Origin of the sequence: Streptomyces naganishii JCM 4654 (genome assembly GCF_014650575.1) — a bacterium.
GTDB lineage: Bacteria > Actinomycetota > Actinomycetes > Streptomycetales > Streptomycetaceae > Streptomyces > Streptomyces naganishii.
This window is the reverse complement of record NZ_BMVF01000003.1, coordinates 434,063-450,154: the sequence shown is the minus strand read 5'-3', so window position 1 is coordinate 450,154 and position 16,092 is coordinate 434,063. Positions and strand designations below refer to the sequence as shown.

At 71.7% G+C, this 16,092-nt stretch carries 18 protein-coding genes, 1 pseudogene and 1 riboswitch; of the genes and pseudogenes, 8 read left to right on the top strand and 11 right to left on the bottom strand.

All coding sequences use genetic code 11. The features are described 5' to 3' along the window. Both IE217_RS07410 and bioB read right to left on the bottom strand, forming a co-directional pair. A complete protein-coding gene (locus tag IE217_RS07410) occupies positions 1 to 1,290 on the bottom strand; it encodes an adenosylmethionine--8-amino-7-oxononanoate transaminase (protein WP_190176912.1) in 1,290 nt (429 codons plus the stop codon). Continuing rightward, positions 1,283 to 2,524: a biotin synthase BioB gene (gene bioB, locus IE217_RS07405; RefSeq protein ID WP_190176911.1), complete on the bottom strand. Its 1,242-nt coding sequence runs from the start codon at positions 2,522 to 2,524 to the stop codon at positions 1,283 to 1,285. Before bioB ends, IE217_RS07410 begins: the two co-directional genes overlap by 8 nt. 147 nt (positions 2,525 to 2,671) lie before the next feature. Here bioB and IE217_RS07400 point away from each other — a divergent pair, with 147 nt between their 5' ends. Next, positions 2,672 to 3,799: an 8-amino-7-oxononanoate synthase gene (locus IE217_RS07400; protein WP_190176910.1), complete on the top strand. Its 1,128-nt coding sequence runs from the start codon at positions 2,672 to 2,674 to the stop codon at positions 3,797 to 3,799. Between the two features lie 54 nt (positions 3,800 to 3,853). Here IE217_RS07400 and IE217_RS07395 read toward each other — a convergent pair whose 3' ends face one another. Together IE217_RS07395 and IE217_RS07390 are read right to left on the bottom strand one after the other, a co-directional pair. Then, entirely contained in the window at positions 3,854 to 4,093 is a 240-nt protein-coding gene (locus tag IE217_RS07395; protein WP_190176909.1) for a DUF397 domain-containing protein, read from the bottom strand. 9 nt (positions 4,094 to 4,102) lie between these two features. Continuing rightward, complete coding sequence (locus tag IE217_RS07390) at positions 4,103 to 4,981, bottom strand: helix-turn-helix domain-containing protein (protein ID WP_190176908.1); 879 nt, start codon at positions 4,979 to 4,981, stop codon at positions 4,103 to 4,105. A 213-nt stretch (positions 4,982 to 5,194) separates the two neighbouring features. On the opposite strand from IE217_RS07390, the gene IE217_RS07385 reads away from it, so the two are divergent. Then, entirely contained in the window at positions 5,195 to 5,653 is a 459-nt protein-coding gene (locus tag IE217_RS07385) for an ATP-binding protein (RefSeq protein ID WP_190176907.1), read from the top strand. A 59-nt stretch (positions 5,654 to 5,712) separates the two neighbouring features. Here the strand turns inward: IE217_RS07385 and IE217_RS07380 are convergent, their stop codons facing one another. Continuing rightward, on the bottom strand, positions 5,713 to 6,186 hold the full coding sequence (locus IE217_RS07380; RefSeq protein WP_190176906.1) for a C40 family peptidase: 474 nt from the start codon (positions 6,184 to 6,186) through the stop codon (positions 5,713 to 5,715). 3 nt (positions 6,187 to 6,189) lie between these two features. After that, a riboswitch (cyclic di-AMP (ydaO/yuaA leader) is annotated at positions 6,190 to 6,371 on the bottom strand. Between the two features lie 367 nt (positions 6,372 to 6,738). Further along, positions 6,739 to 6,921 (bottom strand): annotated as a pseudogene (locus IE217_RS07375) (hypothetical protein); the annotation flags it as partial. Positions 6,922 to 7,331: 410 nt separating this feature from the next. Between IE217_RS07375 and IE217_RS07370 the strand changes: the two are divergent. Then, complete coding sequence (locus IE217_RS07370) at positions 7,332 to 8,930, top strand: alpha/beta hydrolase (protein WP_190176905.1); 1,599 nt, start codon at positions 7,332 to 7,334, stop codon at positions 8,928 to 8,930. A gap of 103 nt (positions 8,931 to 9,033) precedes the next feature. Here IE217_RS07370 and IE217_RS07365 read toward each other — a convergent pair whose 3' ends face one another. Next, complete coding sequence (locus tag IE217_RS07365; protein WP_190176904.1) at positions 9,034 to 9,759, bottom strand: lysophospholipid acyltransferase family protein; 726 nt, start codon at positions 9,757 to 9,759, stop codon at positions 9,034 to 9,036. Positions 9,760 to 10,008: 249 nt separating this feature from the next. On the opposite strand from IE217_RS07365, the gene IE217_RS07360 reads away from it, so the two are divergent. After that, positions 10,009 to 10,644 (top strand): DedA family protein, encoded by a 636-nt coding sequence (locus tag IE217_RS07360; protein WP_190176903.1) that lies wholly within the window; start codon positions 10,009 to 10,011, stop codon positions 10,642 to 10,644. A gap of 94 nt (positions 10,645 to 10,738) precedes the next feature. Continuing rightward, complete coding sequence (locus IE217_RS07355) at positions 10,739 to 11,224, top strand: DUF4396 domain-containing protein (RefSeq protein ID WP_190176902.1); 486 nt, start codon at positions 10,739 to 10,741, stop codon at positions 11,222 to 11,224. 19 nt (positions 11,225 to 11,243) lie between these two features. Here IE217_RS07355 and IE217_RS07350 read toward each other — a convergent pair whose 3' ends face one another. Then, a complete protein-coding gene (locus tag IE217_RS07350; RefSeq protein ID WP_190176901.1) occupies positions 11,244 to 11,546 on the bottom strand; it encodes a hypothetical protein in 303 nt (100 codons plus the stop codon). A 182-nt stretch (positions 11,547 to 11,728) separates the two neighbouring features. Between IE217_RS07350 and IE217_RS07345 the strand changes: the two genes are divergently transcribed. Continuing rightward, positions 11,729 to 12,148, top strand: coding sequence for a CBS domain-containing protein (locus tag IE217_RS07345; protein WP_190176900.1), 420 nt, complete (start codon positions 11,729 to 11,731; stop codon positions 12,146 to 12,148). Between the two features lie 57 nt (positions 12,149 to 12,205). Here IE217_RS07345 and rocD read toward each other — a convergent pair whose 3' ends face one another. From rocD to IE217_RS07330, 3 genes are all read right to left on the bottom strand, one after another. Continuing rightward, entirely contained in the window at positions 12,206 to 13,426 is a 1,221-nt protein-coding gene (rocD, locus tag IE217_RS07340; RefSeq protein WP_190176899.1) for an ornithine--oxo-acid transaminase, read from the bottom strand. Next, the gene (ddaH, locus tag IE217_RS07335; protein WP_190176898.1) at positions 13,426 to 14,235 is read right to left on the bottom strand and encodes a dimethylargininase; all 810 of its coding nucleotides are present in this window, start codon (positions 14,233 to 14,235) and stop codon (positions 13,426 to 13,428) included. Before ddaH ends, rocD begins: the two co-directional genes overlap by 1 nt. Positions 14,236 to 14,359: 124 nt before the next feature. Further along, a complete protein-coding gene (locus IE217_RS07330) occupies positions 14,360 to 14,863 on the bottom strand; it encodes an Lrp/AsnC family transcriptional regulator (protein WP_190176897.1) in 504 nt (167 codons plus the stop codon). Between the two features lie 87 nt (positions 14,864 to 14,950). Between IE217_RS07330 and IE217_RS07325 the strand changes: the two genes are divergently transcribed. Together IE217_RS07325 and IE217_RS07320 are read left to right on the top strand one after the other, a co-directional pair. Then, on the top strand, positions 14,951 to 15,706 hold the full coding sequence (locus tag IE217_RS07325) for a LytR/AlgR family response regulator transcription factor (RefSeq protein ID WP_190176896.1): 756 nt from the start codon (positions 14,951 to 14,953) through the stop codon (positions 15,704 to 15,706). Between the two features lie 13 nt (positions 15,707 to 15,719). After that, positions 15,720 to 16,079, top strand: a complete 360-nt coding sequence (locus IE217_RS07320; protein WP_190176895.1) for a hypothetical protein — start codon at positions 15,720 to 15,722, stop codon at positions 16,077 to 16,079. Positions 16,080 to 16,092 lie beyond the last annotated feature (13 nt).

Genomic DNA, 16,092 nt, shown 5'->3' with positions numbered 1-16,092 from the left:
TCAGCCCTCCCGTGCTGCCGCGCACACCGCGCGCGCGATCCGTGCCACGTCCGCGTCGCCCGTGACGTACGGCGGCATCGTGTAGACCAGGTCCCGGAACGGGCGCAGCCAGACGCCCTCGTGCACGGCGGCCCGGGTCGCCGCCGTCATGTCCACCTCGTGGTCGAGCTGGACCACGCCGATGGCGCCCAGGACGCGCACGTCCCGCACCCCGTCGAGTCCGGCCGCCGGGGCGAGCCCGTCGCGCAGGCCCGCCTCGATCCGCTTCACCTCGGTGCGCCAGTCCTGGCCCAGCAGCAGTTCGACCGAGGCGCACGCCACCGCGGCCGCCAGCGGGTTGCCCATGAACGTGGGACCGTGCGCCAGCACCGGCACCTCGCCGCGCGAGATGCCGTCGGCCACCCGCGCGGTGCACAGCGTCGCCGCCATCGTCAGATAGCCACCGGTCAGCGCCTTGCCCACGCACATCACGTCCGGAGTCACGGACGCGTGCCCGGCGGCGAACAGCTCACCGGTGCGGCCGAAACCGGTGGCGATCTCGTCGAACACCAGCAGCACGCCGTGCGCGTCGCACGCCTCGCGCAGCGTCCGCAGATACGCGGGGGAGTGGAAGCGCATCCCGCCCGCGCCCTGCACCACCGGCTCGACGATCACGGCGGCCAGTTCGCCGGCGTGCCGTTCGATCAGGTCGTGCAGATGGGCGGCGTACGACTCCTCGTACGCGGCCGGCGGCGCATCGGCGAAGACCTGGCGGGGCAGGACGCCCGACCACAGCTCGTGCATCCCGCCCTCGGGATCGCACACGGACATCGGCTGCCAGGTGTCGCCGTGGTAGCCGCCGCGCCAGGTCAGCAGGCGCCGCTTCTCCGGGCGGCCCAGCGAACGCCAGTACTGCAGGCACATCTTGACCGCCACCTCGACCGACACCGAGCCGGAGTCGGCGAGGAACACGTGCTCCAGGCCGTCGGGTGACATGTCGACAAGGAGCTTCGCGAGGCGGACGGCGGGCTCGTGGGTGAGCCCGCCGAACATGACGTGGCTCATCCGCGAAAGCTGCTCGCGGACGGCCTCGTCGAGCACCGGGTGGCGGTAGCCGTGGATCGCGGCCCACCAGGACGACATGCCGTCCACGAGCTCGCCCGAGCCGTCCGCAAGCCTGAGCCGCACCCCGCTCGCCGATTCCACGACGAGCGGTTCCGTACGGCCCGGCATCGGGCCGTACGGGTGCCACACGTGCCGGCGGTCGAGGTCCAGCAGTTCGGGCACGGACAGGGCGGGCACCTCAGGCATTGGGCGCGAGATCCGTGCCGGCGCCCCGGCGGCGTACGGCCACGAGGTCCGTGCGGGGCTCGCCCGCCGCCTTCGTCTCCGCGACGGGAGCCGCGGCGGAACCGCACACTCCGGCGCCCTCGTGCGACCCGCACCCCGCGCTCTCCGCCGACCCGCACCCGGCGCCCTCGTGCGACCCGCACCCGGCGTCCTCGTGCGAGCCGCACACCCCGGCCCCGGTCCCGGCCGTCACGCGGTGCTCCGGAAGCGTCACCTCGCCGGCGCCCTCCACCTCGAAGCCGGCGTCCGCGATCATCTCCAGGTCGGCCTTGCCGGCCTGGCCCTCGCTGGTCAGGTAGTCGCCGAGGAAGATGGAGTTGGCCAAGTGCAGGGCCAGGGGCTGCATGGTGCGCAGGTGCACCTCGCGGCCGCCCGCGATCCGGACCTCCACGTCGGGGCAGACGAACCGCACCATCGCGAGGATCCGCAGACAGCGCTGCGGGGTCAGGTTCCACTCCTTGGCGAGCGGGGTGCCCTCGAACGGGATCAGGAAGTTCACCGGAACGGAGTCCGGATCCAGCTCGCGCAGCGAGTACACGACGTCGACGAGGTCCTCGTCGCTCTCGCCCATGCCGGCGATCAGACCGGAGCACGCGGACAGACCGGCCGCGTGCGCCTTGTTCACCGTGTCCACCCGGTCGGCGTAGGTGTGGGTGGTGGTGATGTCGCCGTAGGTCGACTCGGAGGTGTTCAGGTTGTGGTTGTAGGCGTCGGCGCCGGCCTCGCGCAGCCGCTCGGCCTGGCCGTCGGAGAGCAGGCCGAGGCAGGCGCACACCTCGACGCCCTCGTTCTGCTCCTTGATCGCCTTGATGGTGTCCGAGACCCGGTCCACGTCACGGTCCGTCGGACCGCGCCCGCTGGCCACCAGGCACACCCGCTTGGCGCCGCCCGCCAGCCCGGCCGCGGCCGCCTTCGAGGCGTCGTCGGGCTTGAGCCAGGTGTACTTGAGGATGTCGGCCTTCGAGCCGAGGCGCTGCGAGCAGTAGGAGCAGTCCTCGGGGCACAAGCCCGACTTGAGGTTGACGAGGTAGTTCAGTTTCACCCGCCGTCCGAACCAGTGGCGGCGCACCTTCCCGGCCGCGGCCACCACGTCGAGCAGGTCGTCGTCGGAGGTGGCCAGCACGGCCAGAGCTTCCTCGCGGGTCGGCAGCTCGCGCCGAAGCCCCTTGTCCACCAGCGTGTTCAGCAGGTCCATGGAAGCCGATCCTGTCCTACGGGGCCGCCCCGGGCCAAGGAGACTTTGCACAACAGAGACGCATCGACGTGTGGGTATTGCCACACCATGGGCGCCCGGTCCGCCCGCTAGTGTCTGTCCACTGCCTACAAAAGCCCCGGAGGAGCCATGGCGTTCGGCTGGATCGACGAGCAGGCGGACGCGCGCCGCCGGGCCGGACTCGTACGGACGCTGCGCCCCCGCCCGGCCGACTCGCCGCTGCTGGACCTGGCGAGCAACGACTACCTGGGACTGGCCCGCCATCCGGAGGTCACCGAGGCGGCCGCGGCCGCGGCGCGCACCTGGGGCGGCGGCTCCACCGGCTCCCGGCTGGTGACCGGGACGACCGAGCTGCACACCGAACTGGAGCGCGAGCTGGCCGAGTTCTGCGGCTTCGAGGCGGCGCTCGTCTTCTCCTCCGGTTACGCCGCGAACCTCGCCGCGGTCACCGCGCTGGCCCCGCACGGCACGCTGGTCGTGTCCGACGGGGGCAACCACGCCTCGCTGATCGACGGCTGCCGGCTGGCCCGGGGCGTCACGCAGGTCGTGCCGCACGCCGACCCGGAGGCCGTGCGCAAGGCGCTCGGGACGCACGAGGGGCCCGCGGTCCTGGTGTCCGACACCGTGTTCTCGGTGGACGGCGACGCGGCCCCGCTCGGCGAGTTCGCGGCGGTGTGCCGGGAGCGCGGCGCGGGCCTGGTCGTCGACGACGCCCACGGTCTCGGCGTCCTCGGCGACGGGGGCCGGGGGGCCGCGCTGGCTACGGGCCTCGCGGGCGCGGCGGACGTGGTCGTGACGGTCACGCTGTCCAAGTCGCTGGGCAGCCAGGGCGGGGCGGTGCTCGGTCCCGCGCGGGTCGTCGACCACCTGGTCAACGCGGCCCGTACGTTCATCTTCGACACGGGCCTCGCACCGGCGGCCGCGGGCGCGGCCCTGGCGGCGCTGCGGCTGCTGCGCCGCGAGCCGCAACGGGCGGCACGCGCGCGTGAGGTGGCGGGTGAGCTCCACGCGCGGCTGACCGCCGCGGGCCTGGAGGCGGTGCGTCCGGACGCCGCGGTGGTCTCCGTGCGGGCTCCGTCCCCGGAGGGGGCCGTGCGGTGGGCGGCCGACTGCCGGGCCGCCGGGCTCGCCGTGGGCTGCTTCCGTCCTCCTTCCGTGCCCGACGGTGTCTCACGGCTGAGGCTGACCGCCCGCGCGGACCTCTCCGGGGATCAGATCGAACGCGCTGTACGGGTCATCGGCGAGACACGGCCATGAGTCGGCGTGACACGGCCGGGCGTCGCCGGACTGAGAGGTATCAGGTCCTGGGTTCTAGAGGTGCGGCACGCGGTGCACCGCGGCCGTGAAGTCCGCCCAGCTCGCGGGGGAGAAGAGCAGCGCGGGCCCGGCCGGGTCCTTGGAGTCGCGCACGGCGAGCAGTCCGGCGCCCGGCCCCGAGGCCGGCCGGGCCGTCTCGACGCAGTTGTTGGCCCCGGTGCTGTAGCTGCTGCGCAGCCATCGCACGCCGTGCAGATCGGTAGTGGACGGTACGTTCCGAGGCAGAGCGGTCATGGTGCCTCCTTAGCGCGGTGACGCGCCGCCACTGATGTCGGCGCATCCGGCGATGAAATCCGACGAGTCCTCGGGCGAGAGGGCATGGCTCCGAAGAGTGTCGAAGGCCTCCGTATAGGCCTCCAGGTCTTCTTTCCGTTCGAGGTAGAGGCTACTCGTCAAGTGGTCGAGAACCACCACATCCAGATCAGAAGTGTTCGAAAATGAGAAGATAACGAAAGGCCCGGTGAGGCCGATGTGCGCACCCGAGCCGAACGGCAGTACCTGCAACCGCACTTGGGGCAGCCGGGCCGCCTCCGCCAGCCGCCGGAGCTGACGCGCCATCACCTCGGGGCCGCCGATCTGCCGGCGCAGCACCGCCTCGTCCAGCACCGCGCTCAGCCGCAGCGGCGGGTCGGCCCGCAGTACGTCCTGCCGGGCCAGCCGCACCTCCACCAGCGCGTCCAGCCGCTCGTCGTCGAGCCCCTCCACGGCGGCCCGGGTGACCGCGCGGGCGTACTCGGGGGTCTGCAGCAGCCCCGGCACGACCGAGGTCTCCAGGGTGCGCATCGCGCTCGCCTGCGACTCCAGGCTGATGAAGTCGCGGTAGGCGGGCGGCAGCACGCCCCGGTAGGCGTGCCACCAGTGGTCCCGGCCGCCGCCGTCCTCGGAGCCCGCCAGCACCAGCAGCAACTCGCGCAACTGGGCGTCCCGTACCGCGTAGGCGTCCAGCAGTAACCGCACATCGGCCGGTTTCACCCCGCTGGCGCCGGTCTCGATCCGGCTGACCTTCGACTGGTGCCAGCCCACCAGCCGGGCCGCCTGCCCACTGGTGAGACCGGCGGCGGCGCGCAGCGCGCGCAGTTCGGCGCCCAGCTTCCGGCGGCGGACCGCGGGGCCGTGCTGCATGGGCTACTCCTTACTCCTCCCGGGCCGCCCCAGTACGGTTTGCCCTCGCAGAGTTCACCGCTTCGAGCGACAGATATATGCATATCTTGGTGGATCGCCGCCCAGGACCGGTTCGTGATGGCAGTCTGACGACGAAGCACCAGTCCGGGACCGTACTCGAACCATCCGCTCCGTGTCGGACTCACGGTCCCGCGGGAAAGGGACGACGTCGCCATGGCAGACCATCTGGAAGCATCCGTCACTCTGCCGAGCGATCCCGCCTCGGTCTCCGCTGCCCGGGCCTACGCCCTGGGCACGCTGGCGGAGTGGGGCATGCCACCGGAGGCGGACACCTGCGACACGGTCCGGCTCATCGTCTCCGAGCTCGCCACCAACGCCGTGCAGCACACGTTCGGGCAGTCGCCCACCTTCACGGTGGACCTCGCCCTGGAGCGTGACGAACAGTTGCGCATCGGGGTCACCGACAGCCATCCGCGGTTCCCCAAACGCCTGCCGGCCGCTGTCCAGCAGGACAACGGCCGGGGCATGGTGATCATCCGGTGGCTCACCGCGGAGTGCGGCGGCCGGCTGACCGTGCGGCCCACCCGCGAGGGCGGCAAGACGGTCAGCATCGAACTTCCGTGGTGCGTCCCCGCCCACCCGGTCACGGCAGCGGGCCGGCAGGAGCCGTAGCGCGGCCGGGCGGCGGCCGTGACGGTGCGTCGGGCGCCGTCACCGTGTCCGCGCGCGGGTCAGTTGACCCGGCCGTACCAGACGCTCCTCGTCCAGATCTTCTGCAACCGCACCACGTCCCCGGTCTTCGGGGCGTGCCAGATCTTGCCGCCGCCGGCGTAGATGCCGACGTGGTAGACGTACGAGCCCGAGTGGAAGAACACCAGGTCCCCGGCCCGGCGGCTGCTCGCGGAGATGTGGTGGGTCTTGTTGTACTGCTGGGCCGCCGTGCGGGGCAGCTTCTTGCCCGCCTTCTTGAACGAGTACAGCGTCAGCCCGGAGCAGTCGAACCGGCGGGGCCCTGTCGCTCCCCACTGGTAGGGCGAGCCCTTCTTGGACGCCGCGACCTGCAGCGCCTTCGTCCCCAGGGTGGCTGCCGAGGCCTCCGAGGCCACGCCGGGAACCACGATGGAGCCACCCACGGCGGCGATGGTCAGGGCGGAGGCCGTGCCGGCCCGGGCCATCAGTGACGGGACACGATTGAGCGCAGTCATGCGCAACCCTTCGTCAGCCGCCTGTGAAGGATGACCTGTCGGATTCGGGCTGGCGAAGTTGCCCGGCCGCGTTGCCGCGGCTTCACCCCAAGGGCTGCTCGGTCCGGTCATGGCGTGACCGTTCCGGCGACCCGTCGTGCTTGGGTCCTCCACTCCTGCCGATCCACTTCCGTCGACCGGTCATCCGCGCGGCGGCAGGACTCGGCGTCCGCGCGGACCGCCCCGCCGCTGTGGCGGGGGCTTGTCGTCAGACACGGATCTTCACCCACGGATGTCCGAAAATCCCAACGCAACCGGGGATTTGTGTTGTTACTCACCACTCACCCGTTCGGGTGGACACCCGTGCGTTCGAACGGTCGTCGCTCTTGGCGGCGAGCCCCGGACCAGCACCGGAACGCCCCATTCCGCCATCCGGGCACGCGCGTTGCGCAACCCGGACGGTGCCGAAAAAGGACGCGTTCCTACGCTGAAAGGGGGTACGTCATTTGGTCCGTTTCGACTCGGCGGCCCGCGCTTCGTCGTCGCCGGGTGCGGCGCTCGCCGGAGGGTGCGTCAACTGCCCTGGCCTGGCGGGACGGTGACACGGGCGGTGCGCCGCTCCCCGTCCAGCGCGCGCAGCGCCCGCGCGAAGGTGGCCGCGTGCGACTCCGTCCCGCCGCGTTGGTGCATCAGGGTGAGCGCGTCGCGCAGTTGGCCCGCCCGAGCCGCGAGCGCCTGCGTGGCCCTCAGGCCCCGTCATCCTGGTCGACGTCGGGCTCGACGTCGGGCTCGTACCGGCGACGGGTGTCCGGATCGTGTCCGGGGAGCTCTGACCGACCGGCGGCCAAGTGGTCCGTGAGTCCATGGGCCGGCCGAAGGCCACCCGCGCCGAAGACGCGCCGGGCACGCCGGTCGCCGGAGGCCGCGACACCGTCTCCCGGGAGGCGGTGCTCCGCCGGACCGTCGCGGCGGTGGCCTGGGCCCGCGGTGCCGGGCGGACGCCGGGGTACGGGAGGCCCCGGGGGAGCAGTCGTTTCTCCGCTCAGCGGAACTCACCGTGCCGGTTATCGGATTGGCAAAGAAGGTCAACAACCCCTGTTCTCAGAGACCTCACAGCCGGAAGGATCCCCGTATCCCATTCGCAACGATGTACGGGGAGGTCCCACTTGAGGGACATGAGACCGAAGAGCCGTGTGGCGGCGTTCGGTTCGGCCGGTGCGCTGCTCACCGCGGCCCTGATAGCCGGTGCCGTCTCGGCTCCCGCCGCCAGCGCGGACAGCCGGCACGGCCAGGACCGCGAGGCCAAGGGCGCCGCGATCGCCGCGGCCCGCGCCGCGAAGGCCGGCATCCACTGGCAGGACTGCCCCGCCGACTGGGGGCTGGCCAAGCCGATCCAGTGCGGTTACGTGTCGGTGCCGCTCGACTACGCCCATCCGTACGGCAAGCAGATCAAGCTCGCCGTCGACCGGATCGGCAACACGGGCACCAAGGAGGAGCGCCAGGGCGCCCTGGTCTACAACCCGGGTGGACCGGGCGGCTCGGGCCTGCGCTTCCCGGCCCGCGTCACCTCCAAGAACCCCGTCTGGGCGAACGTGGCCAAGGCCTACGACTTCGTCGGGTTCGACCCGCGCGGTGTCGGCCACTCCGCGGCCATCTCCTGCATGGACCCGCAAGAGTTCGTCAAGGCGCCCAAGATGGACCCGGTGCCCGGCTCCGAGGCGGACAAGCTGGCCCAGCGCAAGCTGGCCCGCGAGTACGCCGAGGGCTGCCTGGACCGCACCGGCCGCGCCATGCTCCAGCAGATGACCACGCCGAACACCGCGCGCGACCTCGACGTCATCCGCGCCGCGCTCGGCGAGAAGAAGATCAACTACCTGGGCGTCTCCTACGGCACCTACCTCGGCGCCGTCTACGGCACCCTGTTCCCGGGCCACATCCGCCGGATGATCGTCGACAGCGTCGTCAACCCGGCGCGGGAGAACATCTGGTACGAGGCCAACCTGGGCCAGGACGTCGCCTTCGAGGGCCGCTGGAAGGACTGGCAGGACTGGGTCGCCAAGAACGACGCGACCTTCCACCTCGGCACCACCCGCGACGCCGTCCAGGCCAAGTGGCTCGAGCTGCGCGCCACCGCCAAGAAGAACCCGATCGGCGGCGTGGTCGGCCCGGCCGAGCTGCTCGCCTTCTTCCAGAGCGCCCCGTACTACGACTCCGCGTGGATCCCGGTGGCGACGGTGTTCAGCAAGTACTACGCCGGCGACACCCAGGCGCTCGTCGACGCGGCCGCGCCCAACATGTCGGACACCGCGGGCAACATCTCCGCGGAGAACGGCAACGCCGTCTACACGGCCGTGGAGTGCACCGACGCCAAGTGGCCCACCAGCTGGAAGAAGTGGGACGCGGACAACACGCGGCTGAACAAGAAGTACCCCTTCCTGACCTGGTCCAACGCATGGATGAACCTGCCGTGCGCCACCTGGCCGGTCAAGCAGCAGACCCCGGTGAACGTCAAGACCGGCAAGGGCCTGCCGCAGGTGCTCATCGTGCAGTCCACGCGTGACGCCGCCACCCCGTACCAGGGCGCCGTCGAACTGCACAAGCGGTTCAAGGGCTCCCGCCTGATCACCGAGAAGGACGCCGGCTCCCACGGCGTCACCGGCCTGGTCAACCCGTGCATCAACGACCGGGTGAACGCCTACCTGCTCACCGGCAAGGTGGACAAGGCGGACGTGACCTGCGGTCCGCACGCGACCCCGAAGCCGTAACACCGGGACGCGACGCACGAGGGGCGGCCGGGGTTCGACCCCGGCCGCCCCTTCGCCGTACCGCCCCTTCGCCGTACCACGCCCTTCGCCGGTGGCGCGCAGGTCATCCCAGCGGCGCCCGCGGGAACTTGCGCTCCCTCTCGCCCTTGGCCGCCGCCTCCTCCGCCTTGGCCACGGCCGCGTACTGGTCGACGTACTCCTGCTCGGACAGCGACAGGATGGCGTACATGATCTCGTCGGTGACGGCGCGCAGCACCGCCTTCTCGTTCTCCATGCCCGCGTAGCGCGAGAAGTCCAGGGGCTTGCCGAAGCGGATGACCACCGGGTGGACGCGCGGCACCACCTTGCCCGGCGGCTGCGCCTCGAACGTGCCGATCATGGCGCAGGGAATCACCGGCACCTGCGCCCTCAGCGCCATCACCGCGACGCCCACCTTGCCCTTGTAGAGGCGGCCGTCGTGCGAACGGGTGCCCTCCGGGTAGATCCCGAGCAGCTCTCCCTCGCGCAGCACCCCGAGCCCCTCGCGGATCGCGGCCTGGCCGGCCTCCTTGCCGGAGCGGTCGACCGGGATCTGCCCCGCGCTGCGGAAGAAGGCAGCGGTGAGGCGGCCCTTGACGCCCGGACCGGTGAAGTACTCCGCCTTGGCGAGGAAGGTGATGCGCCGTTTGAGCATGGCCGGCATCAGGAAGTGGTCCGAGAACGACAGGTGGTTGCCCGCGACGATGGCCGCACCGGACGCCGGTACGTTCTCGAGCCCCTCGATCCGCGGGCGGAAGACCAGCCGCAGCAGTGGTCCCAGCAGGACGTATTTGAGCAGGTAGTAGAACAAGGGGTCGCTCCTCACTCGTGCGGATCTGCTCAACCGCCGCGTTCTCGCAGGTCAACGTGTCTGTCGAATGGGGTGTCAGTGTAAGTGCAGGCACAGTGACGCGGAACCGGTCGCGGCACGGTCAGCCTGGTACTACTGAGCGGTAGGTATCAACCCGATCGCTGAGAGTGACGTGATCACAGGGGTCAGTGGCGCACGTGTGGCCCCTGGAACCGCCGTCGCCGGCGCGGCACGTCGTACGGTGGGGGAATGGCCCCTCCGCTTCCGGGTCCCCTCGCGCACCTGGCACCGCTGCTCAGCCACTACGGCTACTGGGCCGTGGGGGGCGTGGTCTTCGTGGAGGACTTCGGCATCCCGGCCCCCGGCGAGACGATCCTGATCGCCGCGGGCGTGTACGCCGGTGCCGGCGAGCTCAACGTGATCGTCGTGGGCGCGATCGCGTTCGCGGCCGCCGTCGCCGGGGACAACATCGGGTATCTCATCGGGCACTACGGCGGGCGCGCCTTCGTGCACCGCTGGGGGAAGTACGTCTTCCTGACTCCGGAGAGGTTCGAGAAGGCCGAGCGGTTCTTCGCCAGACACGGCGGCAAGATCGTCACGGTGGCGCGCTTCATCGAGGGCCTGCGCCAGGCCAACGGCATCATCGCCGGCACCTCCGGCATGCCCTGGCGCCGCTTCGTCGCCTTCAACGCGCTCGGCGCGGCCCTGTGGGTGGGTCTGTGGCTGACGATCGCCTACTTCGCGGGCAGCCACATCAACACCGTCTACGAAGAGATCGTCAAGTACGAGCGGTACGTCCTCATCGCGCTGGGCCTCGTCGTCGTCGGGTTCGTCGTCCGCCATGTGCTGCGGCGCCGCAAGCAGCGCGCGGACACCGGCGAGTGAGGACACGTCACCCGGTCGGCGCAAGACGGGTGGAATACCCCCAGGGGGTATGTGGTTGAGGTGTGCGGAAACCTCGTCGACAAGGGGGAACGGCATGAACCACTCGGCGCACGTCCACCACCACGGCCACGAACCGCGGCACTCCGCGGTCTCCTGGCGCATGGCCTCCCAGGCGACCCTGCACTGCCTGACCGGATGCGCCATCGGCGAGGTGCTCGGCATGGTCGTCGGCACCGCCGCGGGTCTGCACAACGCGGCCACCGTCGTCGTCTCCATCGCGCTGGCCTTCGTCTTCGGCTACGCGCTCACCATGCGCGGCGTCCTGCGGTCGGGCCTGCCGCCACGCGAGGCGCTGAAGGTCGCCCTCGCCGCCGACACCGTGTCCATCGCGGTGATGGAACTCATCGACAACACCGTCATGGTCGGGGTGCCCGGGGCGATGGACGCCGGTCTGGCCGACGCCGTGTTCTGGGTGTCGCTCGTCCTCTCCCTCGCCCTGGCCTTCCTGCTGACCACCCCGGTCAACCGGTGGATGATCGGCCGGGGCAAGGGGCACGCGGTCGTGCACGCCTACCACTGACCGCCCCCGCCGGGCCCGTTCAGGGGCGCGGACCGCGGCTCGTGGTCCCGTCCAGCGGGCCCGGCTCCGTGCGGCCGTAGTGCCGGGCGGCCCGGTGCGTGCCCCGGCGGTGTGTCGCGGCGCCGGCCAGGAGCGTCAGGCCCAGGCAGAAGATCAGCGCGAGCGCCAGCCCGGCGCTGAAGACCTCCAGGGTGTCCATCCTGGCGATGTCGTTGCCGAGCATCGACACCGTGTACTCCGGGCCCCCGGACATGTTGCCGGCGATGGCCAGGGCGGTGAAGGCGCCGGTCGCCGCGAGGAGGAGCAGTCCGATGAGCAGCATGGGAGTCATCTCCTCAAAGAGTCCCGTCACCGCGGCGGGTACCCGGCATCCCGCCGGGCAGGCACGCGTTCGGTGACGGAACACGCCGGACCCGGCATGCCGGGTGCGGCACCGCACGCGCCGGGTACCCGGCGGGCACAGCGCGGTGAACGGCACCGCAGGACCCGACGAGAGGAGGCGTCATGGCTCAGCACGTACGCGACATCATGACCAGCCACCTGGTGACGGTGGAACCGCAGACCTCGGTGACCACGGTGGCGCAGAAGATGCGCGACGAGGACATCGGAGTGGTCCTGGTGACCGAGGGCGAGGAGTTGCGCGGCCTGGTCAGCGACCGCGACCTGGTGGTGCGGGCGCTGGCGGAGGGCGGCGACCCGGAGCAGCGGACCGTCGCCTCCGCGTGCAGCGGCGACCTGCTCACCGTGACCCCCGACGAGGACCTGGACCAGGCGGTGCGGCTGATGCGCGAGCACTCCGTGCGCCGGGTGCCGGTCGTCGACCAGGGGCACGCCGTGGGCATCGTCTCGCTCGGCGACCTCGCCATCGAGCGCGACCCGGGCTCGGCCCTGGGCGACATCAGCGCCGCCAAGCCCAACCAGTAGACGGCAGGCCGGGGGCGCCGGCGACAGCCGCCGGCGCCCCCGGGTGTCCGACGGGCGTCAGCCCGCCAGCGCCTTCTCCAGGGAGCCGAGGGCCGAGCGCAGCTCGTCCTCGGTGATCGTCAGCGGCGGCGCCAGCCGGATCGTGGAGCCGTGGGTGTCCTTGGCCAGGACGCCCTCCCGCATCAGCCGCTCGCTGATCTCGCGGCCGGTGCCGATGGCCGGGTCCACGTCCACGCCGGCCCACAGACCACGGGCGCGGAAGCCCACCACGCCCTTGCCGACGAGCTCCGTGAGCCCCTCGCCCAGGACCGCGCCCAGCTCCTCGGCCCGGCGCTGGAACTCGCCGGTCTCCAGCAGTTCGACCACCGCCGTGCCGACCGCGGCGGCCAGCGGGTTGCCGCCGAACGTCGACCCGTGCTCGCCCGGCCGCAGCACGCCGAGCACGTCCCGGCTGCCGACGACCGCCGACACCGGCACGATGCCGCCGCCCAGCGCCTTGCCCAGCAGCAGTACGTCCGGCACCACGCCCTCGTGCTCGACGGCGAGGGTGCGGCCGGTGCGGCCGAGACCGGACTGGATCTCGTCGGCCACGAACAGGCAGCCGGCCCGGCGGGTCAGCTCGCGCACCCCGGCCAGGTAGCCGTCGTCCGGGATGATCACGCCGGCCTCGCCCTGGATCGGCTCGATCAGCACGGCCGCCGTGGTCTCGTCGACCGCCGCCTCCAGCGCCGCCAGGTCGTTGTACGGCACGACCTTGAAGCCCGGGGTGAAGGGCCCGAAGCCCGACCGCGCCGTCTCGTCGGTGGAGAAGCTGACGATCGTCGTCGTACGGCCGTGGAAGTTGTCCGCCGCGACCACGATCGTGGCCCGGTCGGCCGGGACGCCCTTGACCTCGTACGCCCACTTGCGGGCCACCTTGATGCCGCTCTCCACCGCCTCGGCGCCGGTGTTCATCGGCAGCACCATGTCCTGCCCGGTCAGCGCCGCCAGCCGCTCGGCGAAGCCGGCCAGCTTGTCGTTGTGGAAGGCGCGCGAGGTGAGGGTGAGCCGGTCGAGCTGGCGGTGGGCGGCCTCGATCAGCGCGGGGTGGCGGTGGCCGAAGTTGAGGGCCGAGTAGCCGGCCAGCATGTCGAGGTAGCGGCGGCCCTCGACGTCCTCCACCCAGGTGCCCTCGGCGCCGGAGACGACCACGGGCAGCGGGTGGTAGTTGTGGGCGAGGACCGGCTCCTCGGCCTCGATCAGCTCGGCGGAGGTGCGGGTGCGGGCGGGTGCGGTCATCAGCGGATCTCCTGGGTGCAGCACTTGATACCGCCGCCGGCCTTGTGGAACTCCGACAGGTCGACGGGGACGGGGACGTAACCGTGGCGGGTGAGCTCTTCCGCGAGGGCCGTGGCCCCGGGCGAGATGAACACGTGGTGGCCGTCGGACACGGAGTTGAGGCCGAAGGTCATCGCGTCCTCCCGGGTGGCGATCACCGCGTCCGGGTAGAGCCGGGCCAGCACCTCGCGGCTGCCGGGGGAGAACGCCTCCGGGTAGTAGGCGATGTTGTGGTCGTCCAGGACGAACAGCGCCGTGTCCAGGTGGTAGAAGTACGGGTCCACCAGGGTCAGGCCGATGACCGGGACGCCGAAGAACTCCTGCGCCTCGCGGTGTGCCTCGCGCGTGGTGCGGAAGCCGGTCCCGGCGAGCACCCAGCGCCCGGCCGGCACGAAGTCGCCCTCGCCCTCGGAGACCGACTCCGGGCGGTAGACGTCGTAGCCCGCCGACTTGAACCAGGTGTCGTAGGGGTGGGACTCGGGCCGGCGTTCCGGCGAGTGGAAGAGGGAGCCGAAGACGCGGCCGTCGACGACGACCGCGGCGTTCGCCGCGAACACCATGTCCGGCAGGCCGGGCACGGGCTCCACGGTCTCGACGGTGTGGCCGTGGGCGCGGTAGGCGCTGATCAGCGTCTGCCACTGCGTCTGGGCCAGGGACACGTCGACGTGCTGGTCGGGTCGCATCCAGGGGTTGATCGCGTACTGCACGGCGAAGTGTCTGGGTTCGCAGACGAGATACCGCCGCCGGCGCGGCACACGGGATTCGGGCACGAAGGGGTTCCTCCGCTTCCTGCGGTGTCGACTGTGGGTTGACACAAAGGTAGGAAGGAGGGGATACGGGCGACAAGAAAGAAAAGCTGCGCGTTCAAGCAGCAATGCTGCGTGTTCCCGTCGCTCAGCGCACGTCCGCTGCGTCCTGCGGCGCGGCATGGCTGGCGGCGGCCTCCGGGCTGTCCGGCAGCAGGTGGGAGAGCACCATGACGCTGATCGTCTTGCGGATGAACGGCTCCGTGCGGATCCGCTCCAGCACCTCCTCGAAGTGCTCCACGTCCCGCGCCCGCACGTGCAGCAGCGCGTCCGCGCCGCCGGTCACCGTCATCGCCGCCGTGATCTCCGGATGGTTGCGCACCACCTCCGCCAGCCGCCGCGGCGGCGCCGCGCCCTCGCAGTACACCTCCACATAGGCCTCCGTGCGCCAGCCCAGCGCGGACGGCCGCACCGTGGCCGTGAACCCGGTGATCACCCCCGTCTCGCGCAGCCGGTCCACCCGGCGCTTGACGGCGGTCGCGGACAGGCCGATGGCCGCGCCGATCTCGGCGAAACTGGTGCGGGCGTTCGCCGTCAAGGCGGTGAGGATCTTCCGGTCGAGCTCGTCGAACGGGGCCGTCCTGCTGTTCATGCCCGCACTGTATCCAGCCCTGTCCAGCGAGAACGCCCACGTCCCGGACATGTCCAGGCGCGCCCATCGCCCCTACACTCCACGTTCATGCTGCGCGCCCTCGCCGTCGACGACGAACGCCCCTCGCTGGAGGAACTGCTCTACCTTCTCAACGCCGACCCGAGGATCGCCGGCGCGGAGGGCGCGGGCGACGCCACGGAGGCGCTGCGCCGCATCAACCGGGCGCTGCAGTCCGGGCCGCACGGACCCGACGCCATCGACGTCGTGTTCCTCGACATCCACATGCCCGGCCTCGACGGTCTCGACCTGGCCCGGCTGCTCACCGGGTTCGCCGAGCCGCCACTGATCGTGTTCGTCACCGCGCACGAGGACTTCGCCGTCCAGGCCTTCGACCTCAAGGCCGTCGACTACGTCCTCAAACCCGTGCGCACCGAACGGCTCGCCGAGGCCGTCCGCCGCGCCGCCCAGTTGCGCGACGCCGCCCCCCGCATACCCGTCAGCGAACCCGACCCGGACCACATACCCGTCGAGCTCGGCGGCGTGACCCGCTTCGTCGCGGTGGAGGACATCACCCACGTCGAGGCGCGCGGCGACTACGCCCGGCTGCACACCGCCAGGGGCAGCCACCTCGTGCGCATCCCGCTGTCCACCCTGGAGGAGCGCTGGCGCTCCCGCGGCTTCGTCCGCATCCACCGCCGCCACCTGGTCGCGCTGCGCCACATCGGCGAACTCCGCCTGGACGCCGGCACGGTGAGCGTGCTCGTGGGCGGCGAGGAACTCCAGGTCAGCCGCCGCCACGCGCGCGAGCTGCGGGAGATGCTGATGCGCCGGACCGCGGGCTGAGGGGGCGTACGTCATGCCGCAGGACCCCGCCGAGCGCCGCGTCGTCGTCACCGGACCGCCCCGCCGCACCCGCACGGCCCCGGTGCACTACCGCCCGCGCACCGAGATCGACGAGCAGACCACCCTCGGGCACACCTACGTGCGCTCCCTGATGCGCTCCCAACTGCGCGCCGCGCTCGCCGTGTTCGCCGTGCTCGTACTGCTGGTCGGCCCGCTGCCGCTGGTCTTCGCGGCGGCCCCCGAGGCCCGCCGCCTCACCTGGACGGTGCTCGGCTTCGGCCTCTACGCCCCGCTGGTCCTGCTCGCCCGCTGGTACGTGCGCCGCGCCGAGCGCAACGAACGCGACTTCGTCCGCCTCGTCGAGGACCGCTGAGGCCGGCAGCACA

Coding starts and splice junctions, on each gene's coding strand:
- IE217_RS07410 (WP_190176912.1), bottom strand. CDS start 1,290: ATGCCTGAGGTGCCCGCCCTGTCCGTGCCCGAACTGCTGGACCTCGAC.
- bioB (WP_190176911.1), bottom strand. CDS start 2,524: ATGGACCTGCTGAACACGCTGGTGGACAAGGGGCTTCGGCGCGAGCTG.
- IE217_RS07400 (WP_190176910.1), top strand. CDS start 2,672: ATGGCGTTCGGCTGGATCGACGAGCAGGCGGACGCGCGCCGCCGGGCC.
- IE217_RS07395 (WP_190176909.1), bottom strand. CDS start 4,093: ATGACCGCTCTGCCTCGGAACGTACCGTCCACTACCGATCTGCACGGC.
- IE217_RS07390 (WP_190176908.1), bottom strand. CDS start 4,981: ATGCAGCACGGCCCCGCGGTCCGCCGCCGGAAGCTGGGCGCCGAACTG.
- IE217_RS07385 (WP_190176907.1), top strand. CDS start 5,195: ATGGCAGACCATCTGGAAGCATCCGTCACTCTGCCGAGCGATCCCGCC.
- IE217_RS07380 (WP_190176906.1), bottom strand. CDS start 6,186: ATGACTGCGCTCAATCGTGTCCCGTCACTGATGGCCCGGGCCGGCACG.
- IE217_RS07360 (WP_190176903.1), top strand. CDS start 10,009: ATGGCCCCTCCGCTTCCGGGTCCCCTCGCGCACCTGGCACCGCTGCTC.
- IE217_RS07355 (WP_190176902.1), top strand. CDS start 10,739: ATGAACCACTCGGCGCACGTCCACCACCACGGCCACGAACCGCGGCAC.
- IE217_RS07350 (WP_190176901.1), bottom strand. CDS start 11,546: ATGCTGCTCATCGGACTGCTCCTCCTCGCGGCGACCGGCGCCTTCACC.
- IE217_RS07345 (WP_190176900.1), top strand. CDS start 11,729: ATGGCTCAGCACGTACGCGACATCATGACCAGCCACCTGGTGACGGTG.
- rocD (WP_190176899.1), bottom strand. CDS start 13,426: ATGACCGCACCCGCCCGCACCCGCACCTCCGCCGAGCTGATCGAGGCC.
- IE217_RS07330 (WP_190176897.1), bottom strand. CDS start 14,863: ATGAACAGCAGGACGGCCCCGTTCGACGAGCTCGACCGGAAGATCCTC.
- IE217_RS07325 (WP_190176896.1), top strand. CDS start 14,951: ATGCTGCGCGCCCTCGCCGTCGACGACGAACGCCCCTCGCTGGAGGAA.
- IE217_RS07320 (WP_190176895.1), top strand. CDS start 15,720: ATGCCGCAGGACCCCGCCGAGCGCCGCGTCGTCGTCACCGGACCGCCC.